General features: G+C 62.7%; 27 protein-coding genes. 16 read left to right on the top strand and 11 right to left on the bottom strand.

Features of this window, described 5'->3' with window-relative positions; translation table 11 throughout:
- The first annotated feature begins 41 nt into the window (after positions 1-41).
- A complete protein-coding gene (locus ACIOAU_RS23190; RefSeq protein ID WP_150570265.1) occupies positions 42-1,151 on the top strand; it encodes an aminopeptidase in 1,110 nt (369 codons plus the stop codon).
- Here the strand turns inward: ACIOAU_RS23190 and ACIOAU_RS23185 are convergent.
- Positions 1,141-1,791, bottom strand: coding sequence for an HAD family hydrolase (locus tag ACIOAU_RS23185; RefSeq protein WP_150570264.1), 651 nt, complete (start codon positions 1,789-1,791; stop codon positions 1,141-1,143). The two genes, ACIOAU_RS23190 and ACIOAU_RS23185, sit on opposite strands and share 11 nt — an antisense overlap.
- A 38-nt stretch (positions 1,792-1,829) precedes the next feature.
- The gene (locus ACIOAU_RS23180) at positions 1,830-2,378 is read right to left on the bottom strand and encodes a gamma carbonic anhydrase family protein (RefSeq protein ID WP_101322735.1); all 549 of its coding nucleotides are present in this window, start codon (positions 2,376-2,378) and stop codon (positions 1,830-1,832) included.
- A gap of 102 nt (positions 2,379-2,480) precedes the next feature.
- On the opposite strand from ACIOAU_RS23180, the gene prlC reads away from it, so the two are divergent.
- From prlC to ACIOAU_RS23155, 5 genes are all read left to right on the top strand, one after another.
- Complete coding sequence (prlC, locus tag ACIOAU_RS23175; protein ID WP_150572338.1) at positions 2,481-4,532, top strand: oligopeptidase A; 2,052 nt, start codon at positions 2,481-2,483, stop codon at positions 4,530-4,532.
- Entirely contained in the window at positions 4,529-4,810 is a 282-nt protein-coding gene (locus ACIOAU_RS23170; RefSeq protein WP_101322733.1) for a YheV family putative zinc ribbon protein, read from the top strand. Before prlC ends, ACIOAU_RS23170 begins: the two co-directional genes overlap by 4 nt.
- A 75-nt stretch (positions 4,811-4,885) precedes the next feature.
- Positions 4,886-5,941, top strand: coding sequence for a PA0069 family radical SAM protein (locus ACIOAU_RS23165; RefSeq protein ID WP_101322731.1), 1,056 nt, complete (start codon positions 4,886-4,888; stop codon positions 5,939-5,941).
- A 284-nt stretch (positions 5,942-6,225) separates the two neighbouring features.
- Positions 6,226-6,948, top strand: a complete 723-nt coding sequence (locus tag ACIOAU_RS23160; protein WP_101322730.1) for a carbonic anhydrase — start codon at positions 6,226-6,228, stop codon at positions 6,946-6,948.
- Positions 6,949-7,141: 193 nt separating this feature from the next.
- Complete coding sequence (locus ACIOAU_RS23155) at positions 7,142-8,674, top strand: SulP family inorganic anion transporter (protein WP_101322729.1); 1,533 nt, start codon at positions 7,142-7,144, stop codon at positions 8,672-8,674.
- Between the two features lie 72 nt (positions 8,675-8,746).
- On the opposite strand, the gene ACIOAU_RS23150 is transcribed toward ACIOAU_RS23155, so the two are convergent.
- Positions 8,747-9,388 (bottom strand): hypothetical protein, encoded by a 642-nt coding sequence (locus ACIOAU_RS23150; RefSeq protein ID WP_101322728.1) that lies wholly within the window; start codon positions 9,386-9,388, stop codon positions 8,747-8,749.
- Between the two features lie 386 nt (positions 9,389-9,774).
- On the opposite strand from ACIOAU_RS23150, the gene coxB reads away from it, so the two are divergent.
- Genes coxB through ACIOAU_RS23130 form a run of 4 tightly spaced genes read left to right on the top strand, consistent with a single transcriptional unit; the run spans position 9,775 to position 14,009 of the window.
- A complete protein-coding gene (coxB, locus tag ACIOAU_RS23145; RefSeq protein WP_401184818.1) occupies positions 9,775-10,902 on the top strand; it encodes a cytochrome c oxidase subunit II in 1,128 nt (375 codons plus the stop codon).
- Between the two features lie 43 nt (positions 10,903-10,945).
- Positions 10,946-12,529 (top strand): cytochrome c oxidase subunit I, encoded by a 1,584-nt coding sequence (ctaD, locus tag ACIOAU_RS23140; protein WP_101322726.1) that lies wholly within the window; start codon positions 10,946-10,948, stop codon positions 12,527-12,529.
- A 9-nt stretch (positions 12,530-12,538) separates the two neighbouring features.
- Positions 12,539-13,105, top strand: coding sequence for a cytochrome c oxidase assembly protein (locus tag ACIOAU_RS23135; RefSeq protein ID WP_401184816.1), 567 nt, complete (start codon positions 12,539-12,541; stop codon positions 13,103-13,105).
- 16 nt (positions 13,106-13,121) lie between these two features.
- Positions 13,122-14,009 (top strand): cytochrome c oxidase subunit 3, encoded by an 888-nt coding sequence (locus ACIOAU_RS23130; RefSeq protein WP_401184814.1) that lies wholly within the window; start codon positions 13,122-13,124, stop codon positions 14,007-14,009.
- Between the two features lie 151 nt (positions 14,010-14,160).
- On the opposite strand, the gene ACIOAU_RS23125 is transcribed toward ACIOAU_RS23130, so the two are convergent.
- Complete coding sequence (locus tag ACIOAU_RS23125) at positions 14,161-14,364, bottom strand: twin transmembrane helix small protein (protein ID WP_101322723.1); 204 nt, start codon at positions 14,362-14,364, stop codon at positions 14,161-14,163.
- A gap of 64 nt (positions 14,365-14,428) precedes the next feature.
- On the opposite strand from ACIOAU_RS23125, the gene ACIOAU_RS23120 reads away from it, so the two are divergent.
- From ACIOAU_RS23120 to ACIOAU_RS23100, 5 genes are read left to right on the top strand one after another with little or no spacing between them, the layout of a single operon-like run.
- Positions 14,429-15,169: an SURF1 family protein gene (locus tag ACIOAU_RS23120; RefSeq protein WP_150570261.1), complete on the top strand. Its 741-nt coding sequence runs from the start codon at positions 14,429-14,431 to the stop codon at positions 15,167-15,169.
- A complete protein-coding gene (locus ACIOAU_RS23115) occupies positions 15,135-15,719 on the top strand; it encodes a hypothetical protein (RefSeq protein ID WP_401184812.1) in 585 nt (194 codons plus the stop codon). The genes ACIOAU_RS23120 and ACIOAU_RS23115 overlap by 35 nt, the downstream gene beginning before the upstream one ends.
- 10 nt (positions 15,720-15,729) lie before the next feature.
- A complete protein-coding gene (locus ACIOAU_RS23110; protein WP_101322720.1) occupies positions 15,730-16,797 on the top strand; it encodes a heme A synthase in 1,068 nt (355 codons plus the stop codon).
- Positions 16,782-17,684, top strand: coding sequence for a heme o synthase (gene cyoE / locus ACIOAU_RS23105; protein WP_150572334.1), 903 nt, complete (start codon positions 16,782-16,784; stop codon positions 17,682-17,684). Before ACIOAU_RS23110 ends, cyoE begins: the two co-directional genes overlap by 16 nt.
- Positions 17,681-18,313, top strand: coding sequence for an SCO family protein (locus tag ACIOAU_RS23100; RefSeq protein WP_150570257.1), 633 nt, complete (start codon positions 17,681-17,683; stop codon positions 18,311-18,313). Before cyoE ends, ACIOAU_RS23100 begins: the two co-directional genes overlap by 4 nt.
- 90 nt (positions 18,314-18,403) lie before the next feature.
- Here the strand turns inward: ACIOAU_RS23100 and ACIOAU_RS23095 are convergent, their stop codons facing one another.
- The 3 genes from ACIOAU_RS23095 to ACIOAU_RS23085 form a co-directional block, all read right to left on the bottom strand.
- Positions 18,404-19,177 (bottom strand): MetQ/NlpA family ABC transporter substrate-binding protein, encoded by a 774-nt coding sequence (locus tag ACIOAU_RS23095; RefSeq protein ID WP_401184809.1) that lies wholly within the window; start codon positions 19,175-19,177, stop codon positions 18,404-18,406.
- A gap of 64 nt (positions 19,178-19,241) precedes the next feature.
- Positions 19,242-19,913, bottom strand: a complete 672-nt coding sequence (locus ACIOAU_RS23090) for a methionine ABC transporter permease (protein WP_101322716.1) — start codon at positions 19,911-19,913, stop codon at positions 19,242-19,244.
- The gene (locus tag ACIOAU_RS23085) at positions 19,913-20,920 is read right to left on the bottom strand and encodes a methionine ABC transporter ATP-binding protein (protein ID WP_101322715.1); all 1,008 of its coding nucleotides are present in this window, start codon (positions 20,918-20,920) and stop codon (positions 19,913-19,915) included. The genes ACIOAU_RS23090 and ACIOAU_RS23085 overlap by 1 nt, the downstream gene beginning before the upstream one ends.
- A 223-nt stretch (positions 20,921-21,143) precedes the next feature.
- Between ACIOAU_RS23085 and katE the strand changes: the two genes are divergently transcribed.
- Positions 21,144-23,288 carry a catalase HPII gene (katE, locus tag ACIOAU_RS23080; protein ID WP_101322714.1) on the top strand — a complete coding sequence of 715 codons (2,145 nt, stop codon included), beginning with the start codon at positions 21,144-21,146 and terminating at the stop codon, positions 23,286-23,288.
- 38 nt (positions 23,289-23,326) lie between these two features.
- On the opposite strand, the gene ACIOAU_RS23075 is transcribed toward katE, so the two are convergent.
- The 4 genes from ACIOAU_RS23075 to zur form a co-directional block, all read right to left on the bottom strand.
- Entirely contained in the window at positions 23,327-24,034 is a 708-nt protein-coding gene (locus ACIOAU_RS23075; RefSeq protein ID WP_103435438.1) for a PA5502 family lipoprotein, read from the bottom strand.
- A gap of 127 nt (positions 24,035-24,161) precedes the next feature.
- Complete coding sequence (gene znuB / locus ACIOAU_RS23070) at positions 24,162-24,944, bottom strand: zinc ABC transporter permease subunit ZnuB (RefSeq protein WP_101322712.1); 783 nt, start codon at positions 24,942-24,944, stop codon at positions 24,162-24,164.
- On the bottom strand, positions 24,937-25,710 hold the full coding sequence (gene znuC / locus ACIOAU_RS23065; RefSeq protein ID WP_101322711.1) for a zinc ABC transporter ATP-binding protein ZnuC: 774 nt from the start codon (positions 25,708-25,710) through the stop codon (positions 24,937-24,939). The genes znuB and znuC overlap by 8 nt, the downstream gene beginning before the upstream one ends.
- On the bottom strand, positions 25,707-26,192 hold the full coding sequence (gene zur / locus ACIOAU_RS23060) for a zinc uptake transcriptional repressor Zur (protein WP_312388346.1): 486 nt from the start codon (positions 26,190-26,192) through the stop codon (positions 25,707-25,709). Before zur ends, znuC begins: the two co-directional genes overlap by 4 nt.

Below are 26,192 nucleotides of genomic sequence, written 5' to 3'. Positions count from 1 at the left end.
TCTGTGGCTTTGCACAACCTTGAGCGAGATGAACAGCGGCGATGCTTTACGATCTTTTTAGTCAGCGCTCAGGCCTTGGGGCACTCGACCGCGTTTTCTCACCTTTGGTTCCCGTACTGGCGCTTGTTCTGCTGAGCGGTTGCAGCAGCGTGAGTTACTACAGCCAACTGGCCGCGGGCCAATTGCAGTTGCTGCGTGCGCGCCAGCCGGTCGAGCAGCTGCTGCGCGACCCGGCGACAGATCCGGTGTTGCGCGAGCGGCTTGAGCACGCCGAGAGGGCCCGAGTGTTTGCCAGCGATGTGCTGAAGCTGCCGGATAACCGCAGCTACCGGGTGTATGCCGATCTGGGCCGGCCGTACGTGGTATGGAATGTGTTCGCCACGCCTGAGCTGTCGCTGCAGCCGATCACCCACTGCTTCCCGATTGCCGGCTGCGTGGCCTATCGCGGTTACTACCGCCAGGGCGCAGCGCGCGGTGCGGCGGCGTTGATGCGCCAGCAAGGGCTGGACGTGTATGTCGGCGGTGTCGAAGCCTACTCGACCTTGGGCTGGTTCGATGATCCGCTGCTGTCGTCGATGCTTGGCTGGGGTGACGAGCGGCTGGCTTCGTTGATCTTTCACGAGCTGGCACACCAGCGCTTTTACGTGAAGGATGACACCGAGTTCAACGAGTCCTTTGCCACTTTTGTCGAGCAGCAAGGCACGCGGCAATGGCGCGCCGCCCGTGGCCTTGCAGCGGTTGGCGAAGACACTTCACGGCAACGCGAGCAGTTCATTCAGTTGGTGCTCGATAGCCGTGAGCGATTGCAGCAGCTCTACGCGGGGCAACTCTCCGATGCCGCCAAGCGAGCGGCCAAGCAAGCCGAGTTTGCCCGTCTGCGCGCCGAGTACCGGCAGCTGCGCGATGGTCAATGGGCGGGCGACAAACGCTATGACGCCTGGATCTACGCACCAATGAGCAATGCCAAGCTGTTGCCCTTCGGCCTTTATGACCAATGGGTGCCGGCCTTTGCGGCATTGTTCCAGCAGGTCGGCAGGGATTGGCCGCGGTTCTATCAGGCGGTTGAACAGCTGGGCAAGCTGCCCCTGGCGCAGCGTAAAGCTGAGCTGGGCAAGCTTGCGCAGCCGTCGGCGAAGCCGATCAGGCCCTGATAAACGCCTGATGCAGTTCAGCCAGCGTTTCGAAATGGAAGGCTGGCGCTTCTGCCGTCAGCTCTTCGCGGCTGCCGAAGCCGTAGCCCACCGCCACGGCCTGCAGGCCGTTGCTGCGCGCGCCGATCAGGTCGTGCTTGCGGTCACCGATCATCAGGGTATGCGCCGGGTCGAGGCCTTCCTGCTCGAGCAGGTGGGCGATCAGCTCGACCTTGTTGGTGCGGGTGCCATCCAGCTCGCTGCCGTAGATCACCTTGAAGTGATGGTCGAAGGCAAAGTGGCGGGCAATTTCGCGGGCAAATTCCCACGGCTTCGAGGTGGCTACATACAGCGTGCGGCCTTGCTCGTTGAGCGCTTGGAGCAGCTCGGGCACGCCGGCATACACGCTGTTTTCATAGAGCCCGGTGACCTTGAAGCGCTCGCGGTAGAAGTTCACCGCCTGCCAGGCCTTGGCCTCGTCGAACTCGTAGAACTGCATGAAGGCCTGCAGCAAGGGCGGGCCGATGAAGTGTTCGAGGCGGGTCAGGTCCGGCTCGTCGATGCCCAGTTTGGCCAGGGCGTACTGGATCGAACGGGTAATGCCCAGACGCGGGTCGGTCAGGGTGCCGTCCAGGTCGAAAAGAATGGTCTGCTGGTGCATGGAGTCTCTCGGTTGTGCGGATGGGCGCCGCGAAGGCGTCATTCCGGGCGGTCGTAGCCTTCGGCCAGGTGCAGGTCCTTGAGCTTGACGTAGTTGGCGGCACTGTACGGGAAAAACGCCCGCTCCTTGTCAGTCAGTGCCCGCGCCTGTTTGACCGGGCTGCCGACATACAGGTAACCGCTTTGCAGGCGCTTGCCCGGCGGCACCAGGCTGCCGGCGCCGATGATCACTTCGTCCTCGACCACCGCGCCATCCATGATAGTGCTGCCCATGCCGACCAGGATGCGATTGCCCAGGGTGCAGCCATGCAGCATGACTTTGTGACCGATGGTCACCTCGTCGCCGATGATCAGTGGGAAGCCGTCCGGGTTGAACGGGCCGGCATGGGTGATGTGCAGCACGCTGCCGTCCTGCACGCTGGTGCGCGCACCGATGCGGATGCGGTGCATGTCGCCGCGCACCACGGTCAGCGGCCATACCGAGCTGTCCTCGCCGATCTGCACGTCGCCCAGCACCACCGCCGAACGGTCGACAAAGGCCCGGGGTCCAACTATCGGAGTGTGTTGCTGAAAGCTACGAATGGCCATGATAGCGCCTCTCTTGAATGCCAATAGGCGGGCTGCCTGCTGCGGACGGCGTCGATTGTAATTAAGATGGTCCCATGTTTCTCCTGCCAAGGTATCCAAACCGTGAGTGCGAACAACCCGCTTCTGCAGTCCTACGATCTGCCGCCCTTCTCGGCAATCCGTGCCGAACACGTGTTGCCGGCGATCGAACAGATCCTTGCCGATAACCGTAAAGCCATCGCTGAAATTCTCAAAAGCCAGGGCCAGCACCCTACCTGGGCTGGCCTGGTGCTGGCGATGGACGAACTCAACGACCGCCTCGGCGCGGCCTGGAGCCCGGTCAGCCACCTCAATGCGGTGTGCAACAGCGCCGAGCTGCGCGAGGCCTATGAGTCGTGCCTGCCGGCCTTGAGCGCCTACTCCACCGAGATGGGCCAGAACCGCGAGCTGTTCCAGGCCTATGAAGCCCTGGCCAACAGCCCCGAGTCGGCGACCTTCGACGTCGCCCAAAAGACCATCCTCGAGCACGCCCTGCGTGACTTCCGCCTGTCGGGTATCGACCTGCCGGCGGACAAACAGCAGCGCTATGCCGAAGTGCAGAGCAAGCTCAGCGAGCTGGGCAGCCGCTTCTCCAACCAATTGCTCGACGCCACCCAGGCCTGGAGCAAGCACGTCAGCGACGAAGCCGCCCTCGCCGGCCTGACCGAATCGGCCAAGGCGCAGATGGCTGCCGCTGCGCAAGCCAAGGGCCTCGATGGCTGGCTGATCACCCTGGAATTCCCCAGCTACTACGCGGTGATGACCTACGCCAACGACCGCGCCCTGCGTGAAGAGCTGTACGCCGCTTACTGCACCCGCGCTTCGGACCAAGGCCCGAACGCCGGCCAGTTCGACAACGGCCCGGTCATGAACGAGATCCTCGACCTGCGTCAGGAGCTGGCGCAGCTGCTCGGTTACCCGAACTTCGCCGAGCTGAGCCTGGCGACCAAGATGGCCGAGTCCAGCGACCAGGTGCTGAGCTTCCTGCGGGACCTGGCCAAGCGCAGCAAGCCGTTTGCCGCGCAGGACCTGGCACAGCTCAAGGCCTACGCTGCCGAGCAAGGCTGCCCTGAACTGGCCAGCTGGGACGTCGGTTACTTCGGCGAGAAGCTGCGCGAGCAGCGCTACAGCGTTTCGCAGGAAACCCTGCGTGCCTACTTCCCGATCGACAAGGTGCTGTCTGGCCTGTTCGCCATCGTCCAGCGCCTGTACGGCATCGAAATCGCCGAACTCAAGGGCTTCGACAGCTGGCACCCGGACGTGCGCCTGTTCGAGATCAAGGAAAACGGCGAGCACGTCGGGCGTTTCTTCTTCGACCTTTATGCCCGCGCCAACAAGCGTGGCGGTGCCTGGATGGACGGCGCGCGCGACCGCCGCCGTACCGAGGCTGGCAGCCTGCAGAGCCCGGTGGCCAACCTGGTGTGCAACTTCACCCCGGCCGCGCCTGGCAAGCCGGCGCTGCTGACCCACGATGAAGTCACCACTCTGTTCCACGAATTCGGCCACGGCCTGCATCACCTGCTGACCCGCATCGAGCATGCCGGCGTATCCGGCATCAACGGTGTGGCGTGGGATGCGGTCGAGTTGCCAAGTCAGTTCATGGAAAACTGGTGCTGGGAGCCCGAGGGCCTGGCGTTGATCTCGGGCCACTTCGAGACCGCCGAGCCACTGCCGCAGGACCTGCTCGACAAGATGCTCGCAGCGAAGAACTTCCAGTCCGGCATGATGATGGTGCGCCAGCTCGAGTTCTCGCTGTTCGATTTCGAGCTGCACGCCACCCATGGCGACGGTCGCAGCGCGCTGGAGGTGCTGGAAGGCGTGCGTGATGAAGTCACGGTGATGCGTCCGCCGGCCTACAACCGCTTCCCGAACAGCTTCGCACACATCTTTGCCGGCGGTTACGCTGCCGGTTACTACAGCTATAAATGGGCCGAAGTGCTGTCGGCTGATGCCTTCTCGCGCTTCGAAGAAGAAGGCGTACTCAATGCCGAAACCGGCCGCGCCTTCCGTGAGGCGATCCTCGCCCGCGGTGGTTCGCGTGAGCCGATGGTACTGTTTGTCGACTTCCGTGGCCGCGAGCCGTCGATCGATGCCCTGCTGCGTCACTGCGGCTTGAGCGAGGATGCAGCGGCATGAGTGAGGTGCCTGTGAGCAAGACCAAAAAACGCTTTATCGCCGGGGCGGTCTGCCCGGCGTGCAGCGAGCCGGATCGCTTGACCATGTGGAGCGAAGACGGCGTACCGCACCGAGAGTGCGTCGCCTGCGGGTTTACCGATACGCTCAACGAGCAGGGCCTGTCGGTGCCCAAGGAGCTGGGCACACGGGTCAATCAACAGGCGGTCAAGGCTGAGCCGGTCAAGGTGCAGACGGTGCAGTTTTTCCCTAACCCCAAGTTGAAAAAGCCCAGCGAATAACTGAGCGCCGGGCGGTCATGGCATTGGCTGCGCAATCGGAGTACTGTATATAAAAACAGTACTCCGGGTATGCTCATGTCAGTCTCTCCTGTGCGCGGTCGTGGCACCGCCGACAATCCTCATAACCGATTTGCGCCAAGCGTATCGGTGGCGGAGGATGACGGCTGGTATCAAGAGGTGCCGCTCACCCAGGGCACCGAGATCCGCAGCGAAACCGCCAAGACCATCATCACCCGCAACACCTCCCCCGACCTGCCCTTCGACCGTTCGATCAACCCCTATCGCGGTTGCGAGCACGGCTGCATCTACTGCTATGCGCGGCCCAGCCATGCTTACTGGGATTTGTCCCCAGGGCTGGATTTCGAAACCAAGCTGATTGCCAAGACCAACGCTGCCGAAGTGCTCGAACAACAGCTGAGCAAGCCGGGATACGTCTGTGCACCGATCAACCTTGGCTCCAACACCGACCCGTACCAGCCCATCGAGCGTGAGCAGTTGCTGACCCGGCGCTTGCTGGAGGTACTGCTGCGCTTTCGCCATCCGGTCACCATCGTCACCAAAGGCTCGTTGATTCTGCGTGACCTCGACCTGCTCACCGAGCTGGCTCAGCAGCGCCTGGTGCGGGTAATGATCAGCCTGACCACCCTCGATGATGAGCTCAAACGTGTGCTCGAGCCGCGTGCGGCAGCGCCCAAGGCACGCCTGCGGGCGATCCGGGTGATGCGCGCAGCGGGTATCCCGGTCGGCGTGCTGTGCTCGCCGATGATCCCGATGATCAACGACAGCGAGCTGGAGCATCTGCTTGAAGCGGCCAAGGAGGCCGGAGCGCAAAGTGCGGCGTACATGATGTTGCGTTTGCCGTTGGAGGTAGCGCCGTTGTTCGAACAGTGGTTGCAGGATCATTACCCGCAGCGCGCCGCGCACGTGCTCAGCCTGATCCGCCAGAGCCGCGGCGGCGAACTTTACGACAGCCGGTTCGGCAGCCGCATGCGCGGTGAAGGGGTGTTTGCCGAATTGTTGCAGCAGCGCTTCTCTCGGGCCATGCGCCGGCTGGATTTTGCCGGCCGCGAGGCGCAAACGCTGGACTGCTCGGCGTTCTGTCGGCCCGGCGGGCAGATGGCACTGTTTTGAGCCCAGGCAGTTACCCTTCAGCCCAACTAATACTGCACAATATTTTTACTAATGACCCTTGGCCTCTGATGTTTTTTTGCTATTATCAAAGTCCCGCCAAATGAAGCTGGAACGCCCGTTCTAGAGCCTTCAAATTAAGTTTCAGTTAAGTTTTCCCCGGTAGCGTAGGAAATCAGTCCACACCGACTGTGATTCATGGCCCGTGCGTGTCATCTAATTCCCCGCATAGCCAGAATCTTTAACCGGTAATATGGAACTTACCCACACCGTCTAGAGGATGAATCATGCCCATCAAGGACCCATCCAAAGCCGCCCCGGCTGCTGTCCCGGCCGAAAGCGCCGATGCCGCCCTTAAGCATATCGTCGACGGCTTCCTGAAGTTTCATCACGATGTGTTTCCAGAGCAGCAAGAGCTGTTCAAAAAGCTCGCCACAGCGCAAACCCCACGCGCTATGTTCATTACCTGTGCCGACTCACGGATTGTTCCCGAACTGATCACCCAGAGCTCGCCAGGCGACCTGTTCGTGACCCGTAACGTCGGTAACGTGGTCCCGCCTTATGGCCAGATGAACGGTGGTGTTTCGACAGCCATCGAGTACGCCGTGCTGGCCCTCGGTGTGCACCACATCATCATCTGTGGCCACTCCGACTGCGGCGCCATGCGTGCGGTGCTCAACCCCGCTTCGCTGGAAAAGATGCCGACCGTAAAGGCCTGGCTGCGCCACGCCGAAGTCGCCCGCACCGTGGTTGAAGACAACTGCTCGTGCGGCAGCGAGCACGAGACCATGCAGGTCGTGACCAAAGAAAACGTCATCGCCCAGCTGCAGCACCTGCGCACGCACCCGTCGGTCGCTTCGCGCCTGGCCGCTGGCCAGTTGCACATCCACGGTTGGATTTACGACATCGAGACCAGTCGGATCGAAGCCTATGACGCCGTCAGCGACAGCTTCCTGCCGTTGGAGGCTGGCCAGCCGATCCCGAGCGCCACGCCGAGAGGCCGCTACTAAGCGACCCTGACACCCGCAAAACCTTGATAGCCGACCGCGCACCCTAAGGGGCGCGGTGCGGCCTTCGGCTGCCTTGAATTTCCCTGACCGAGTTGCCGGCATCTGCGCTGGCGGCGGGCGCCTGCGCGCCTGTCAGGGGCCCATTGTGCCCATGGCCAGCGGACCGGCCATGTGTCTAGAAAGGAGAAATACGGTGAACAAAACACAGATCAAGGCGGCCCTGCCGCGAGAATTACTGGCTTCAGTGGTGGTGTTTCTGGTGGCCCTGCCCCTTTGTATGGGTATCGCCATCGCATCCGGCATGCCGCCTGCCAAGGGGCTGATTACCGGCATTATCGGCGGCATCGTGGTCGGCTTCATTGCCGGTTCGCCGCTGCAGGTCAGTGGCCCGGCGGCGGGCCTGGCGGTGCTGGTGTTCGAGCTGGTGCGCCAGCATGGCATGGCCATGCTTGGGCCGATTCTGCTGCTGGCGGGCTTGCTGCAGCTATTGGCCGGGCGTTTTCGTTTGGGCTGCTGGTTTCGGGTTACGGCACCGGCGGTGGTGTACGGCATGCTCGCCGGGATTGGCGTGCTGATTGTGCTGTCGCAGGTGCATGTGATGTTCGACACCGCGCCGCAGCCTTCGGGCCTGAACAACCTGCTGGCCTTCCCCGAAACGCTGCTGGCAGCGCTGCCGCTGGAAAACGCGGGGAATGGCTGGCAGGCCGGTGCGCTTGGCTTGGGCACCATCGCCATGATGTGGGCCTGGGAGCGCTTCCGGCCGCAGCGGCTGCGCTTTGTGCCGGGCGCGCTGCTCGGTGTGGCAAGCATGACCGCAATCGCCATGTGGCTGGCACTGCCGGTCAACCGCGTGGTGGTGCCGGCGGACCTGTCCGAAGCGATCGACTGGCTGCGCCCGGATGACCTGCTGAAGCTGGCCGACCCGACCTTGCTGGTCGCCGCCTTTGCCCTGGCTTTCATCGCCAGTGCTGAAACGCTGCTGTCTGCTGCAGCGGTAGACCGCATGCATAGCGGGCAGCGCTCGGACTTCGACAAGGAGCTTTCGGCGCAAGGCATCGGCAACATGCTCTGCGGCGTGCTCGGTGCGCTGCCGATGACCGGGGTGATCGTGCGCAGCTCGGCCAACGTCCAGGCCGGCGCGCAGACTCGCGCTTCGGCGATCCTGCATGGTGTCTGGCTGCTGGGCTTTGTGGTAGTGCTGAGCAGCGTGCTGCAGCAGATTCCGGTGGCGAGCCTGGCCGGGGTGCTGGTGTATACCGGGATCAAGCTGGTTGATTTCAAGGCGTTTCGCAGCCTTGGCCGGTATGGCCGGATGCCGATGTTCACCTATGCCGCAACAGCGCTGGCGATCATCTTCACCGACCTGCTGACCGGGGTCTTGCTGGGCTTTGCCTTGACTCTGTTGAAGCTGGCGTTCAAGGCGGCCCGGCTGAAAATCAATCTGGTCGACCTGGCCAAGCCTGGGCATATGGAGTTGCGCCTGAGCGGCGCGGCCACCTTCCTCAAGGTGCCGGCCCTGACCCAGGTACTTGAGCAGGTGCCTGCGGGCACGACCCTGCATGTGCCGCTGGGCAACCTGAGCTACATCGACCACTCGTGCCTGGAACTGCTGGAAGACTGGGGGCGCAGCAATGCCGCCAAGGGCTCACGCTTGAAGATCGAGCAGTGGCGCTTGAAGCGGCGGATCGAGGGGCGGCTGCGGACCACGGCGGGCGTGGGTGCCTGAGCGGGCACTGCACCTAAACAGTATTGGCCGGTCGCGGGTTGCCCGCGACCGGCCGGTTCACACTGCGTCAGCTCAAGCCGGTTGGCCGAGCTCGACCCCCAGCTGGCGCGACAGGCACGGCCAGCGTTTCCAGGCTTCACCGGTCGCCGGGCTGCTCAGCGTGGCGCGGTAGGCTTCGACCGATTCCAGGGCGAAGCTGTCGTCGTCGAGCATCTCGTCGACCGAGTGATGCACCACTTCATCCAGTTGGTTGGCAAACTCTTCGCCGATCAGTTGATGGGCGATCAGGTTGGCCACGGTGGTGTCCGCCGGAATCAGCGGCTGCCCGAAGTGCTTGATGTACAGATCGTTGACCTCTTCGACCAGACGATGGGCCAGGTAGGCTTCATCGAGCAGGCAATCGAGGCCGACATGCCCTTGCATGACGCTGGGCGGTTGCATGAAATAGGCTTCGGCGATCTTCAATACCGGTTTGATCTGCGACTCGATGCCAGCTTCGAGCGCGACCGCATGGGCAGCTTCGAGTAGCTCTGGAACCTCATCGATATAAGCGCCAACAAAGCGCGCCAGGGTGCCCTGAGCATCTTTCTCAGGAAGTTGGATGGACGGATGCAGGTGCGGCAGTTGCGCTTCGAGGCGCTGTTTCAATTGGCCGCTCTGGCTCTCATGTTGATGGGCTTGTTTGATCTGCTCGCGTACAGCGGCGATGTTCATGACAACTCCAGGGACATTGGGTGACAAACGGAAGACAGTACTTACGGAAAGCTCTAAGTTAGCTCGGTATACCGAATGCCTAAGACGCATTTGTTATAAGCAGCGCAAACGTGTGCGAGCTCAAGAATATAGCGATGCCATCATTATGCCATGATCCAGCAATGGCGCGGGTTTGCTGGGTTTTGTGGCTTTGTGACGATGTTTTCATAGGCCGCGTTGCGTGGCCTAGAGCGCTGTCTATACTCGGGTTGAACGTGATTGGTTGATGAGGCCCACCTGCAGTCTGCAGAGGAGCTCGGTCGTCGAAGCAGGCTGTCTTGACCGCCGCCCCCCCTTGCCCAAGGTCTATGCCTCCGGGATTACAAGAATGATAAGGGGAACCCGCAATGATGCGACATCCACATGTCTGGATGGGCCTTCTGTTGTGGTCGGTTATCGGTCAGGCGCATGGCGCATGGACCGTCAACATGGCGCCCGGGGCTACCGAAGTCTCCCACGCAGTGTTCGACCTGCACATGATCATCTTCTGGATCTGCGTCGTTATCGGCATCGTGGTGTTTGGCGCGATGTTCTGGTCGATGGTGATCCACCGCCGCTCCACCGGCCAGCAGGCCGCGCACTTCCACGAGCACACCTGGGTCGAGATCATGTGGACCGTAGTGCCGCTGCTGATCCTCATCGTCATGGCCATCCCTGCCACCAAGACCCTGATCGAAATCTACGACGCCAGTGAATCGGATATCGATATCCAGGTCACCGGCTACCAGTGGAAGTGGCATTACAAATACCTGGGGCAGGATGTCGAGTTCTTCAGCAACCTTGCCACCCCCGCGGAACAGATCAGCAACAAGGCGCCCAAGGACGAGCATTACCTGCTCGAGGTCGACCAGCCGCTGGTGATCCCGGTGGGCGCCAAGGTGCGTTTTCTGGTCACGGCCGCCGACGTAATCCACTCCTGGTGGGTACCGGCCTTTGCGGTCAAGCGTGACGCCATCCCCGGCTTCGTCAACGAAGCCTGGACCCGGGTCGAGAAACCCGGCATCTACCGCGGCCAGTGCACCGAGCTGTGCGGCAAGGACCACGGCTTCATGCCGGTGGTGGTCGAGGTCAAGTCGCAGGCCGATTACGACACCTGGCTGAGCGAGCGCAAGGCCGAAGCGGCCAAGCTCAAAGAGCTGACCAGCAAGGAATGGACCCTGCAAGAGCTGGTCGAGCGCGGCGACAAGGTCTATCACACCACTTGCGTCGCCTGTCACCAGACCGAGGGCCAGGGCTTGCCGCCAATGTTCCCGGCACTCAAGGGCTCGAAAATCGCTACCGGGCCTATCGAAGGCCACTTGGGCATTGTCTTCCACGGCAAGCCCGGCACGGCCATGGCCGCGTTTGGCAAACAGCTCTCGGAAGTCGATATCGCCGCCGTGGTCACCTATGAGCGCAACGCCTGGGGCAACAACAAAGGCGACATGGTCACGCCTAAAGACGTGCTCGCGCTCAAGCAGGCAGAAGCCAAATGAGCCGTAAATTGCGCCGCAGCCAGTGGCTGGCAGGAGACAGGACATGAGTGCAGTGATCGACGAGCATGGCCACGACCATGCCCACGGCCCGGCCAAGGGCTTGATGCGCTGGGTGTTGACCACCAACCACAAGGACATCGGCACGATGTACCTGTGGTTCAGCTTCTGCATGTTCCTGCTCGGCGGCTCGTTCGCCATGGTCATTCGCGCCGAGCTGTTCCAGCCGGGGCTGCAGATCGTCGAACCGGCTTTCTTCAACCAGATGACCACCATGCACGGCCTGATCATGGTATTCGGCGCGGTGATGCCGGCGTTTGTCGGCCTGGCCAACTGGATGATCCCATTGATGATCGGCGCCCCGGACATGGCCCTGCCGCGGATGAACAACTTCAGTTTCTGGCTGCTGCCGGCGGCGTTTCTGCTGTTGGTATCGACCCTGTTCAGCGCCGGTGGCGGGCCCAACTTCGGCTGGACCTTCTACGCGCCGTTATCCACCACCTATGCGCCGGCCAGCGTGACCTTCTTCATCTTTGCTATCCACCTGATGGGCGTCAGCTCGATCATGGGCGCGATCAACGTGATCGCGACCATTCTCAACCTGCGCGCGCCGGGCATGACCCTGATGAAAATGCCGCTGTTCGTCTGGACCTGGCTGATCACCGCCTTCCTGCTGATCGCCGTGATGCCGGTGCTGGCCGGGGTGGTGACGATGATGCTGATGGATATTCACTTCGGCACCAGCTTCTTCAGCGCGGCCGGCGGTGGTGATCCGGTGTTGTTCCAGCATGTGTTCTGGTTCTTCGGCCACCCCGAGGTGTACATCATGATCCTGCCGGCGTTCGGCGCAGTCAGCTCGATCATCCCGGCGTTTTCACGCAAGCCGCTGTTTGGCTACACCTCGATGGTGTACGCCACCGGGGCGATCGCGTTTCTGTCCTTCATTGTCTGGGCGCACCACATGTTCGTGGTCGGCATCCCGGTGGTGGGCGAGCTGTTCTTCATGTACGCGACGATGCTGATTGCGGTGCCGACCGGGGTCAAGGTGTTCAACTGGGTCAGCACCATGTGGGAAGGCTCGCTGACCTTCGAGACGCCGATGCTGTTCGCCATTGCCTTTGTCATCCTGTTCACCATCGGCGGTTTCTCCGGGCTGATGCTGGCGATTGCCCCGGCGGACTTCCAGTACCACGACACCTACTTCGTGGTGGCGCACTTCCACTATGTGCTGGTGCCTGGGGCGATCTTTGGCATCTTCGCGTCGGCCTACTACTGGCTGCCGAAATGGACTGGCCACATGTACGACGAAACCCTCGGCAAGCTGCACTTCTGGCTGTCGTTCATTGGCATGAACCTGGCCTTCTTCCCGATGCACTTCGTTGGCCTGGCCGGCATGCCCCGGCGCATCCCCGACTACAACCTGCAGTTCGCCGACTTCAACATGGTCTCGTCGATTGGTGCATTCCTGTTCGGCGCTACGCAGATCTTCTTCCTGTTCATCGTCATCAAGACCATCCGTGGAGGCCGGCCAGCGCCGGCCAAACCGTGGGATGGCGCCGAAGGGCTGGAGTGGTCGGTGCCATCGCCGGCGCCGTACCACACCTTCCAGACGCCGCCGGAAGTGAAATAGGACCTTGCCATGACCAGCCTGCCACTCAAACGCCTGGTGCGCCGCCTGCTGCTGCTGACGGTGTTGATGTTTGCCTTCGGCTTTGCCCTGGTGCCGCTGTACGACGTGATGTGCAAGGCGTTCGGCATCAATGGCAAGACCGGCGGGCAATATGAAGGCAGCCAGGTCAGCGACCCTTCGCGCACGGTGCGCGTGCAGTTCATGTCCACCAATGCTGGTGACATGAGCTGGGACTTCTACTCGCGTGCCGACCAGGTCGAGGTCAACCCGGGCGCGGTCAACCAGATGATCTTTGTGGCGCACAACCCGACCGACAAGCCGATGAGCGCTCAGGCGGTACCGAGCATCACTCCGGCCGAGGCGGCGGCGTATTTCCACAAGACCGAATGCTTCTGCTTTACCCAGCAGGTGCTGCAGCCGGGTGAGCGCATTGAGATGCCGGTGCGGTTCATCGTCGACCGCGACCTGCCGGGCAACGTCAAGCACCTGACTCTGGCCTACACCTTGTTCGACATCACCGCTCGCCACCCGCCGGTTGCCCAGTTGAGCACCGAGGGCGTCCAGCGCGCCCGCTGAGGGAAGGAGAACAGCAATGGCACACCACGATCACTACTACGTCCCGGCGCAGAGCAAATGGCCGATCATCGCCACCATCGGCATGTTCGTCACGGTGTTCGGCCTGGGCACCTGGTTCAATGATCTGAAGGCCGGCCACCCGGATTCGCACGGGCCGCTGATCTTCTTCTTCGGTGCGCTGTGCCTGGCCTACATGCTGTTCGGCTGGTTCGGTGCGGTGATCAGGGAGGACAAGGCGGGGCTGTACAGCGCGCAAATGAACCGCTCGTTCCGCTGGGGTATGGGCTGGTTCATCTTCTCCGAGGTGATGTTCTTTCTGGCTTTCTTTGGCGCGCTGTTCTATGTGCGCGTGCTGGCCGGGCCGTGGTTGGGCGGTGACGGCGCCAAGGGTGTGGCGCACATGCTCTGGCCGAACTTCGAGTTTGCCTGGCCGCTTTTGCACACGCCGGACCCGAAGCTGTTTCCGCCGCCCAAGGATGTCATCGACCCTTGGCACCTGCCGTTGATCAACACCCTGCTGCTGGTCAGCTCGAGTGTGACCATTACCATCGCCCACCACGCATTACGCAAAGGCCATCGCGGGCCGCTGAAGTTGTGGCTGGGACTGACCATCCTGCTGGGGCTGTCGTTTCTGGCATTGCAGGCCTACGAGTACTACGAAGCTTATGTGCATCTGGGGCTGACGTTGGGCTCGGGGATCTATGGTGCGACGTTCTTCATGCTGACCGGGTTCCACGGCGCGCACGTGACCTTGGGGACGGTGATCTTGATCGTGATGTTCGTGCGCGTGCTGCGCGGGCATTTTGATGCCAACCAGCATTTCGGTTTCGAGGCAGCCAGTTGGTATTGGCACTTTGTCGATGTGATGTGGGTTGGGTTGTTTGTATTTGTTTATGTGCTGTAACGGCTTGCGCGGACCCTGTAGGAGCGGCCTTGTGTCGCGATAGGCGCGCGTAGCGGGCCCGGCGATCTGTGGTGGCTGCACGATTTATGTGGCCGCTGCGCGCCCCAATCGCGACACAAGGCCGCTCCTACACAGGGCGCGTGGGATGCAATTAGAAGGGCGCGTGGGAGACCAGTTGCCCGCTCATGAAGCCCCAGGCGATCAGACCGATGGTCAGCGCTGCGAGGCTGACGCGCACGGTCAGGGCCTTGAGCAGGCGGGTCGAGTCTTGATCGTCCTTGACCAGAAACACCAGGCCACTGAACAGGCTGGCAACAGTGGCCAACAACAGCAAAACAATGGCGGCCTTGAGCATGGCGGCACTCCCCGGGGGGCTTGGTGATGCAGGCAAGTATAGCGTTCGCACAGCGTGGCCCAAGGTGAAGCCGTTTCGCCCCGGGCTGGTGCCGACTCTGGTGGTGCTTGCACTGCTGCCGGGGTTGATCGCGCTGGGTTGCTGGCAACTGAGCCGCGCCGAGCAGAAGCGCGAACTGCTGGCGACCTACGCCGAACGCCAGGTCGAAGCGCCGCTGGCGCTGGCCGAGCTGCAGTCGCTGGCCGATCCGGCTTTTCATCGGGTGCAGCTGTTTGGTCACTTTGACGCCAATCACAGCCTGCTGCTGGACAACCGCCTGCGCGACGGCCAGGTCGGCGTCGAGCTGCTGCAACCGTTTCTCGATCAGGCCAGCGGCCACTGGCTGCTGATCAATCGCGGCTGGCTGCCCTGGCCCGATCGGCGTGTGCCGGCGCGCTTCGATACCCCTTCGCAAACGCTGGCGCTGCAGGCGTCGGTCTATATCGCCCCCGGCGCGGCCTTCCAACTGCACCCGGACCCGGTCGGCGGGCAGTGGCCGCACCTGCTCACTGCCATCGACCCCGCTGCGCTCTGGCAGCAGTTGGGGCGTGACGGTTATGGCCACGAACTGCGCCTGCTCGGCGGGCCAGCCAGCTACCGGCTGGACTGGCCGATAGTCGCCATGGGCCCGGAAAAGCACCTGGGCTACGCCGTGCAGTGGTTCGCTCTGGCGGCGGCATTGGTGCTGCTATACCTGTACTTCGGCTGGCATAACAACAAGGAGCATCACCATGAGCGCCGCCACGAGTCCACTGGACGTGCCTGAAGGCCGCAAGCCCCGCAGCCGCGGACGCTGGCAGCTGTTGCTGATCTTGCTGGTCACCCTCGGCCCGATGATCCTTGCCACCAGCATGTACAAGTTCAAGTTCTGGGTGCCGGACGGCCGCAGTTATCATGGTGCAATGATCGGCAACGGCCTGAGCCGGGCCGACATTGGTATCCCGGCGCAGGAGCAGCGCTGGCAGCTGCTGGTCAGCGCGCCGGCGGCGTGTGATCAGCCCTGCCAGAACCTTGTGTACCTGGCGCGGCAGATCCAGATCGGCCTGGGCCGCGATGCCAGCCGCGCCAGCCATGCGCTGGCGGCTGCGCAGCCACTGAGCAGCGATTACCAGCAGCTGCTCACCCGCGAGTACCCGCAGTTGCAGCGTTATCCGCTGGACCTGCAGCGCTACGGCGAGCACGTCAGCGAGCCGGGGCCGCAACTGTGGATCGTCGACCCGCACGGCAACCTGGTGCTGCGCTACGACGCCATGGTCAAGGGCAAGCACGTGCTCGACGACCTGCGTCATCTGCTCAAGCTGTCCAACATCGGATAGGAGCTCTGCCATGGCCAGACCCGGCTATCGCCTCGCTGTGTTCGCAACCTTGCTGGCGCTGGTGGTGGTACTGCTGGGCGCCTATACCCGGCTGACCCATGCTGGTCTCGGCTGCCCGGACTGGCCCGGTTGCTACGGCTTTATCAGCGTGCCCAAAAGCGACGCGCAGCTGGCCCATGCCGAGCTGCACTTCCCTGAGCATCCCGTTGAAGCAGCCAAGGGCTGGGCCGAGATGGTCCATCGCTACTTTGCCGGTGGCCTGGCGCTGGTGATTGCCTGGCTGGCGTTGCAGGCGCTGCGCCGGCACGCCCGTGACGGCCAGCCCTACCGTCTGCCACTGCTGTTGCTGGGGGTGGTGCTGGCGCAAGCGGCGTTTGGTATGTGGACGGTGACCTTGAAGCTGTGGCCGCAGGTGGTCACGGCGCACCTGCTTGGCGGCTTCACTACGTTGAGCCTGCTGTTGCTGCTATCACTGCGTCTATCCCGGGCCTTTGCGCCATTGCCGAAACTGCCGTTGAGCCTGCGCCGAGTCGCCGCGCTGGGGCTGCTGACCGTGATTGGCCAAGTCGCTCTGGGCGGTTGGGTCAGTGCCAACTATGCCGCCGTCGCCTGCATCGACCTGCCGACTTGCCATGGCCAGTGGTGGCCTGCGGCTGACTTCAGCAATGGCTTTCACCTGACTCAGCATGTCGGCCCCAATTACCTCGGTGGCCAGCTCGACAGTGATGCGCGCACGGCGATTCATATCAGCCATCGGCTGGGTGCACTACTGGTCACGGCCGTACTGTTGCTGCTCAGCCACAAGCTCTACCGCAACGGTTTACGCGCCCTGGCCGGGCTGGTCATGCTGGCGCTGGCGGTGCAGATCAGCCTTGGCATCAGCAATGTCCTGCTGCACCTGCCGCTGGCCGTCGCGGTGGCGCACAACGCCGGTGGTGCTGCGCTGTTGCTGTGCATGGTGTTGGTGAATTACCGCATTCGCGTGGTCGACAAGGTCCGCGTCGGCCATGGCTGGCGCTTGACCCGCGTGGCCGGGGCACATGTACCGATGAGGAGTGACGCATGGCGACGGTTCTGAGCACGCCGCGGCAGCAGGCCAGCTGGCGCGATTATGTCGAGCTGACCAAGCCCAAGGTGGTGCTGCTGATGCTGATCACCGCGCTGGTCGGGATGTTTCTCGCGACCCGTGCGGGCGTGCCGTGGACGGTGTTGCTGTTCGGCAACCTGGGTATCGGCCTGTGCGCTGGCGCTGCGGCTGCGGTCAACCATGTGGTCGACCGGCGGATTGATGGATTGATGGCGCGCACCCATAAGCGGCCTTTGGCCGATGGCAGGATCGCGCCCATGGCAGCGCTGGCCTTTGCCTTGCTTCTGGCGGTGCTCGGCATGAGCGTGCTGCTGGTGTTCACCAACGCCCTGACAGCCTGGCTGACCCTGGCTTCACTGCTCGGTTATGCGGTGCTCTACACCGGTTTTCTCAAGCGTGCGACACCGCAGAATATCGTTATCGGTGGCCTGGCCGGGGCCGCGCCGCCGTTGCTCGGTTGGGTTGCAGTGACCGGGCAGATCACCGCCGAGCCGTTGTTGCTGGTGCTGATCATCTTCGCCTGGACGCCGCCGCACTTCTGGGCGCTGGCCATCCACCGCAAGGAGGAATACGCCAAGGCAGCGATTCCGATGCTGCCGGTGACCCATGGTGAGGCCTACACCAAGCTGCATATCCTGCTGTATACCTGGGTGCTGCTGGCAGCAAGTCTGCTGCCGTTCGCCATCCACATGAGCGGCCTGCTGTATCTGGCCTGTGCGCTGCTGCTGGGGCTGGGTTTTGTCCGCTGGGCCTGGGTGCTGTACCGTGGCACCCGGCCGCACGCGGCGATCAAGACCTTCAAGTACTCTATCGGGTACCTGTTCGCCCTGTTCATCGCCCTGCTCGTTGACCACTATCTGTTGATGCTGAATCTATGACCCGAACCCAGAAAACCGTCTTCATTCTCGTTGCCGTGGTTGCCTTGATCCTCGGCCTGACCGTCAACAAGGTGCTCAACGGCCGCAGCGAGGCCAACCCAGCTGAACTGATCGATGCCGGCATCATCCTGCTGCCGCAGAGCCGCAGCGTGCCGGCGGTGAGCATGACCGACCAGCACGGCCAGCCGGTCGAACTCGATCAGCTCAAGGGCAAATGGTCGTTGCTGTTCTTCGGCTACACCTACTGCCCGGACATCTGCCCGACGACCCTGGCGCAGCTGCGCCAGGTCAAGAGCGAGCTGCCCAAGGAAGCCTTGGAGCGTTTGCAAGTGGTGCTGGTCAGCGTCGATCCGCACCGCGATACCGCCACTCAGCTGAAGCAGTACCTGGGCTACTTCGACAAGGATTTCGTCGGCCTGGCCGGCTCGATCGAGGACACCCAGAAGCTGGCCAATGCCCTGAGCATTCCGTTTATCCCTGCTGACACCAGCAAGCCCGGCTACACCGTCGATCACAGCGGCAACCTGGCTGTGGTCGGGCCCGATGGGCGCCAGCGCGGCTTTATCCGCGCACCGTTCAACAACCAGAAGCTGGCGGCGCAGCTGCCGGGGCTGGTCAAGCGCGACTGAGGCCAGAAAGCACTGCGGGGCAAGCCCGCCGCCTGCAGTGCACAAGCTGCAGGCGGCGGGCTTGCCCCGCAGGTGTTGCGGTCAGCTCGATCAGAACGCCGGCAGTACCGCGCCTTTGTACTTCTCGGTGATGAACGCTTTGACTTCAGGCGAATGCAGCGCTGCAACCAGCTTCTTCATCGCGTCCGAGTCCTTGTTGTCCGGGCGTGCCACCAGGATGTTGACGTAAGGCGAGTCGCTGCCTTCGATCACCAGGGCATCCTTGGACGGATCAAGCTTGGCTTCCAGCGCGTAGTTGGTATTGATCAGGGCCAGATCGACCTGAGTCAGCACACGCGGGATGGTGGCCGCTTCCAGCTCGCGGAACTTGAGGTTCTTGGTGTTGGTGGTGATGTCTTTCACAGTCGACAAGATGTTGCTCTTGTCCTTCAGGCTGATCACACCGGCCTTGTCCAGCAGCAACAACGCGCGGCCGCCGTTGGTAGCATCGTTGGGGATAACCACGGTAGCGCCGGCCGGCAGCTCGTCGAGCTTCTTCAGCTTGCTCGAGTAAGCGCCCAGTGGCTCCAGGTGCACGCCGGCAACGCTGACCAGGTTGGTGCCTTTGGCCTTGTTGAACTCATCCAGATACGGCTGGTGCTGGAAGAAGTTGGCATCCAGGCGCTTCTCGGCAACCTGTACGTTTGGCTGCACGTAGTCGGTGAAGACCTTGACCTTGAGGTCGACGCCTTCTTTAGCCACCACGGGTTTGACGAACTCGAGGATCTCGGCGTGCGGCACCGGGCTTGCAGCGACGGTGATGGTCTCGGCAGCGTGCGCCGAAAAAGCCGCCACAGCGGCAACAACAGCAAGCAGTTTTTTCATCAAACACTCCTTGTGAGGGCCGCGACGGCCCCCGAACGGGTCGGCCTGGCCGACCCCATTGGGGTTACTTACGGGAAAAATGCACGACCAGTTTGTCGCCGACGCTTTGCAGAACTTGAACCAGGATCAGCAACATAACCACGGTGACCACCATTACATCGGTCTGGAAGCGCTGATAACCAAAGCGGATCGCCAGGTCGCCGAGGCCACCAGCTCCGACCACACCGGCCATGGCGGTGTACGACACCAGGGTGATTGCGGTCACGGTAATCGCCGCGAAGATGCCCGGGCGCGCCTCGGGCAGCAGTGCGTTGGTGATGATCTGGCGGGTGGTCGCGCCCATCGACTGGGTCGCTTCGATGATGCCGCGGTCAACTTCACGCAGCGCCGTCTCGACCAGGCGGGCGAAGAACGGCGTGGCGCCGACCACCAGTGGCGGGATGGCCCCGGCGACGCCCAGCGAGGTGCCGGTGATCAGTACGGTGAATGGGATCATCACGATCAGCAGGATGATGAACGGCAGCGAGCGCAGGATGTTCACCACCAGCGACAGCAGCGCGTACAGGCCTTTCTGCTCGAACATCTGCCGCGGCCCGCACAGGAACAGCAGCACGCCCAGCGGCAGGCCCAGCAGCACGGTGAAGAACAGCGAGCCGAACAGCATGATCATGGTGTCGATGGTCGCCAGCCAGATTTCGGCCCAGTCGACATTGGCGAAGAAATTCAAAGCGTCCATCAACGCAGTACCTCCATATGCACATCAGCTGCGCTGAAACGGTCGAACGCGGCTTGCATGTCGCCGCCGGTAACGGCCAGGGTCAATTGCCCGTAAGGCACGTCCTTGATGCGGTCGATACGCCCGGCGAGGATGCTGTAGTCGACCCCGGTTTCCCGGGCGACAGTGCCGAGCAGCGGTGCGTAGGTGGCATCGCCCTGGAAGGTCAGGCGCACGATCCGGCCTGGCACGTGGGCAAAGTCGTCGCGCTGTTCGCCTTCGTCGACTTGCTCGTCCTCTTGGACAAAACGCTTGGTGGTCGGGTGCTGCGGGTGCAGGAACACCTCGGCAACACTGCCTTGCTCGACGATCAGGCCGGCGTCCATCACCGCCACGCGGTCGCAGACCCGACGGATCACGTCCATTTCATGGGTGATCAGGACGATGGTCAGCTTCAATTCGCGGTTGATCTCGGCCAGCAGTTGCAGAACCGAGGCCGTGGTCTGCGGGTCGAGGGCGCTGGTTGCTTCGTCGCACAGCAGAATCTTTGGCCGGGTCGACAACGCGCGGGCAATGCCGACGCGTTGCTTCTGCCCGCCGGAGAGCTGCGCGGGATACTTCTTGGCGTGATCGGACAAACCGACCCGCGCCAGCAGCTCGGTGACGCGCTGGTCGATTTCGCTGCGCGACAGCTCACCGGCCAAGGTCAGCGGCAGCGCCACGTTGTCGGCCACGGTCTTGGAGGCCAGCAGGTTGAAGTGCTGGAAGATCATCCCGACCTGCTGGCGGAAGCGCCGCAGCTGGTTGGCATCGAAGCCGGTAACGTCTTCACCATCGACGATGATCTTGCCACCGCTGGGCGCTTCGAGGCGGTTGATCAGGCGCAGCAAGGTGCTCTTGCCAGCGCCGGAGTGGCCGATCAGGCCGAACACCTGGCCATTTTCAATGGTCAGGCTGGTCGGGTTCAGGGCGGGGATGTCCCTACCGGCGACGCGGTAGGTCTTGTGCACATGTTGAAACTCGATCACTGAGCGAACCTTGTGGGGCGCAATGGAAATAGGGTCTGGCGGTAAGCCGGGGGGCGCATTTTAGCCTTTTCCCCTGGGTCTTCTTAGCATTTATTTCGTATTGGTCCAATCCAACCGGCATAACGCGACAGTCGGCAATGGAATTGAACGCATGCGCACGGCCATCAGTCACTAGCTAACGAGCCCGAATGGGCCGCCCTGAATACCGATGAGGAGAGCCGACATGTCGCGCAAGCACCCGGATACCCCGAAACAGAGTGAGATGGCCGGTACCGACACCCCGGACCGTGCCAACACCAACGCCAAACTGCAGAGTCTGGAAGCCTACCGTAGCGACGCTACCGGCGAGGCGCTGCGGACCAATCAGGGCGTCAAGATCGCTGACAACCAGAACACCCTCAAGGCGGGTGCGCGCGGGCCGTCGTTGCTCGAAGATTTCATCATGCGTGAAAAAATCACCCACTTTGACCATGAGCGCATCCCCGAGCGCATCGTCCATGCCCGTGGCACTGGCGCCCATGGTTACTTCCAGAGCTACGGCAAGCATGCCGAGCTGACCAAGGCCGGTTTCCTCCAGGACCCGGAGAAGATCACTCCGGTGTTCGTGCGCTTCTCCACCGTGCAGGGCCCCCGTGGCTCCGGTGACACGGTGCGCGACGTGCGCGGCTTCGCCGTGAAGTTCTACACCGACGAAGGCAACTTCGACCTGGTCGGCAACAACATGCCGGTGTTCTTCATTCAGGACGCGATCAAGTTCCCCGACTTCGTTCATGCGGTGAAACCTGAGCCACACAATGAAATGCCCACCGGCGGTTCGGCTCATGACACCTTCTGGGACTTCGTCTCGCTGGTGCCGGAGTCGGCGCACATGGTCATCTGGGCGATGTCCGACCGGGCTATCCCGCGCAGCCTGCGGATGATGGAAGGCTTTGGCGTGCATACCTTCCGCCTGATCAACGCCGAAGGCGTGGCCAGTTTCGTCAAGTTTCACTGGAAGCCGAAGCAAGGCGTGCACTCGGTGCTGTGGGACGAGGCGCAGAAGCTGGCCGGCAAGGACACCGATTTCCATCGTCGCGACCTTTCCGAAGCGATTGAAACCGGCGACTACCCTGAGTGGGAACTGGGCGTGCAGATCGTGCCTGAGGCCGACGAGCACAAGTTCGACTTCGACCTGCTCGACCCGACCAAGATCATCCCCGAAGAGCTGGTGCCGGTGACGCCGTTGGGCAAGATGGTGCTCAACCGCAACCCGGACAACTTCTTCGCCGAGGTCGAGCAGATCGCCTTCTGCCCTGGCCATATCGTGCCGGGTATCGACTTCACCAATGATCCGCTGCTGCAGGGCCGCCTGTTCTCCTACACCGACACGCAGATCAGCCGCCTCGGTGGCCCGAATTTCCATGAGATCCCGATCAACCGTCCGGTTGCGCACAACCACAACGGCCAGCGCGATGGCATGCACCGCATGGAAATCAACAAGGGCCGTGCCTCGTACGAGCCGAACAGCATCGATGGCGGCTGGCCGAAGGAAACCCCGGCAGCGGCTGAAGACGGTGGCTTCGACAGCTATCAGGAGCGGATCGATGCACGCAAGGTTCGCGAGCGCAGCGAGTCGTTCGGCGATCACTTCTCGCAGGCGCGCCTGTTCTTCCACAGCATGAGCCCGAACGAGCAGCAGCACATCATCAAGGCCTACAGCTTTGAGCTGGGCAAGGTCGAGCGGGAATACATCCGTGCCCGTCAGGTCAACGAGATCCTCGCCAATATCGACCTGAAGCTGGCGGCGGCAGTAGCGGCCAACCTGGGTCTGCCGGCGCCGAGCAAAGGCACCGTGCAGGTCAAGGGCTCGAGCCTGGCCGAGTCGCCAGCGCTGAGCCAGCTCAATCACCCGGGCAGCGTGGGTATCAAGGGTCGCAAGATTGCCCTGCTGCTGGCTGACGGTGTAGATGCGGCGGACGTCGATCGTCTGGTCAAGGCACTTGAGGCGCACAGCGCCAGGCCAATGCTGCTGGGCCCAACCTCGGCGCCAGTAAAAGCGGCCGATGGTTCCAGCCTGGCGGTGGATGCGTCGATGGAAGGCATGCCGTCGATCATGTTCGATGGTGTGCTGGTGCCGGCCGGCAAGGCCGCAATTGATGCGCTGGGGCAGAGCGGTTTGGCCAAGCACTTCCTGCTGGAAGCGTACAAGCACCTGAAGGCCATCGCCTTTGCCAAAGACGGCAAGGCGCTGGTCGGCAAACTCGGCCTGGCCGAAGACAAGGGCTTGTTGCTGGGCAATGATCAGAAGGCGATCGATGCCTTCGTCAAAGCGGTCGAAGCGCACCGCGTCTGGGAGCGCGAAGCTGCTGCAGAAGCCATTCCGGCTTGATCGATCACCCCGGCAGGCTCGCCTGCCGGGGTTTTATTTCAACGCTGATGCGGTACCAGCACGACCTGAGCGGGCAATGAGCGCTGGATTTCATGGCGCTGGTTGAGCTCATAGCCACTGTCGAGCTTGTGTACGCGCTTGCCCAGCAGCGTTTTCAGCCACGGCGCGTCGTCCTTGCGTGGCACCTGGAACACCACTTCACACTGATAACTGACCACGTCTGCGGCGATGTCATCCAGCTGCCGGCGCAGGGCGCGGCTGTCTGTGGTTTTCAGGGCGATCACGGTGCTCGGTGCGGTGGGGTCGATCACGCGCGCCTTGGGCTTGGCTTCAGCGGCCTTCAAGGCAGCTTCGGCACGGTCCAGCTCGGCTTTGCGCGCATGGGCAACGGCATCCCCGGCGGCCAGCGCCGGCGCTTGCGGCATCAATGCCCGAGCCCGCGCCAGCGCGGTCGCGGCGGCATTCACGTCACCCTTTTGCAGGACGATCTGGCTGCGCTGCAAGTAGGCTTCGGCGAGCTGGCGCTGGTGCTGCTCCACGCGCGGGTCTTGCGGCGCCTGGGCTTGCAGGGCGGTCAGCTGATCTTCAGCGGTGGCCAGTTCGTTGCTGGCGATGTTCTGCTGCAGCTCGGCCCATGGGTCGGCCTGGGCAGGCACGCTCGGCTGTTCGACCGGGGCGCTGGCACACGCGGCCAGGCCCAGCGACAACACGGCAACAAGCAGATAACGGGAGGCGAACGGCTTCATTCCTGCGACTCTCTATTTGCGCAAAAAGCGAGCAAGTCTACACCCAGGTGCGCACGCTCGAAAACAAGTCTTACAGACCCTTTACCCGCGCATTGGTTGCAAGATGCGCCAAAGTGCGACCCGTGTCTCAGCGTTTGGGCAGGGCCAGGCTCAGCAAGAATAGCACTGCCGCGCAGACCACGATCGATGGCCCGGCCGGCGTGTCCTTGAACCAGGACATTGCCAGCCCGCCACATACTGCCACCACACCGAGCAGGCTGGCACCCAGCGCCATCTGCTCGGGCGAGCGCGCATGGCGCTGGGCGGCGGCGGCCGGGATGATCAGCAGCGAGGTGATCAGCAGCACGCCGACGATCTTCATCGCCACCGCAATCACCACGGCGATGAGCAGCATCAGGGTAAGGCGCAGCGCCGCTACCGGCAGGCCTTCGACGGTTGCCAGCTCTTCATGTACGGTCACCGCCAGCAGTGGGCGCCAGAGCGCGGCGAGCAACAGCAGCACGGCTGCACTGCCGCCGATGATCCAGCCCAGGTCCGTTGGGCTGATCGCCAGCAAGTCGCCAAACAGATAGGCCATCAGGTCGATGCGCACGTCGTGCATGAAACTCAGCACCACCAGGCCCAGCGACAAGGTGCTTGGAGCAAGAATCCCCAGCAGCGTATCCGACGCCAGCGGCTGGCGCTGCTGCAGCGTCACCAGCAAGATCGCCAGCAGCAGGCAGCCGACGGTTACCGCCAACGCCGGGCTGACATCCAGCACGAAGCCCAAGGCAACGCCGAGCAAGGCCGCGTGCGACAACGTGTCGCCAAAATAGGCCATCCGCCGCCAGACCACGAACGAGCCCAGCGGACCTGCAACAACTGCCAGGGACAAACCGGCCAGCAGGGCGTAAAGAAGAAAATCAGCCATGCTTGCAGTGCTCTCCGTGAACATGGGCGCCAGGGGTGACAACTGCGCCGTGCAGGTCGTGGCTGTGGTCGTGGTGATGGTGATAGATGGCCAGGCTCGGGGCGTTCTGGCCGAACAGTTCGACAAAGGCCGGGTCGCCGCTGACCTGCTCGGGATGGCCGGAGCAGCACACATGGCGGTTCAGGCAGACCACCTGATCGGTGGTGCTCATGACCAGGTGCAGGTCGTGGGAGACCATCAGCACGCCGCAGCCGTAACGGTCGCGCAGGCGTGTGATCAAGCTGTACAGCTCGGACTGCCCCGCCACATCGACGCCTTGTACCGGTTCATCGAGCACCAGCAATTGCGGCTTGCGCAGCAGGGCTCGGGCCAGCAGCACGCGCTGCATCTCGCCGCCGGAAACAGTCTGTAGCGGGCTGTCGATGACCTGCTCGGCGCCGACTTCCTGCAATGCCGCCAAAGCTGCGCCGCGGTCTACCCCAGGCACCAAACGCAGGAAGCGCAGTACCGACAGTGGCAGCGTCGGGTCGACCTGGATCTTTTGCGGCATATAGCCGATACGCAGCTTGGGCTTGCGCCAGACGCTGCCACGATGCGGCTTGAGCAGGCCGAGCACGGCCCGCACCAGGGTGGTCTTGCCAGCACCGTTGGGGCCGATCAGCGTGACGATCTGGCCTGGCGCAACCGCCAGGTCGATGTTGTCCAGTACGGCTTCGCCAGCAAAGCTGACGCCGACTTGCTCAAGGCGGATCAGGGCGTCGCTCATGCCGCGCCTCGGCAGTTGCCGCACAGGCCGACCACTTCCACAGTCTGGGTTTCAACCTTGAAGCCGACCGCGTTGGCGCTGGCGATGATCGCGCCACTGATGCTGTCCTGCTCAAGCTCGATGGCGATATGGCACTCGCGGCAGATCAGGAACTGGCCCTGATGGGCGTGTTCCGGGTGGCTGCAGCCGATGAAGGCGTTGAGCGAGGCGATGCGGTGCACCAGGCCGTTCTCGAGGAGGAAGTCCAGCGCCCGATAAACGGTCGGCGGCGCCGCGCGGCGGCCATCCTGCTCGCTCAACACGGCAAGAATATCGTAGGCGCCCAGCGGCTTGTGGCTCTGCCACACCAGCTCCAGCACCCGCTTGCGCAGGGCAGTCAAACGCAGGCCCTGACGCACGCAGATGGCGTCGGCTTCAGCCAGCGCACTGTGCACGCAATGGGAGTGGTCGTGGGGACGGTGAGCCAGCAGGGTAATCGACAT

This window comes from Pseudomonas sp. NPDC088322 (genome assembly GCF_044740745.1).
In the GTDB taxonomy this organism is placed as follows: Bacteria; Pseudomonadota; Gammaproteobacteria; order Pseudomonadales; family Pseudomonadaceae; genus Aquipseudomonas; species Aquipseudomonas shirazensis.
Note: the sequence above shows the minus strand (reverse complement) of the source record. Positions and strands in the feature narration are given on the sequence as shown.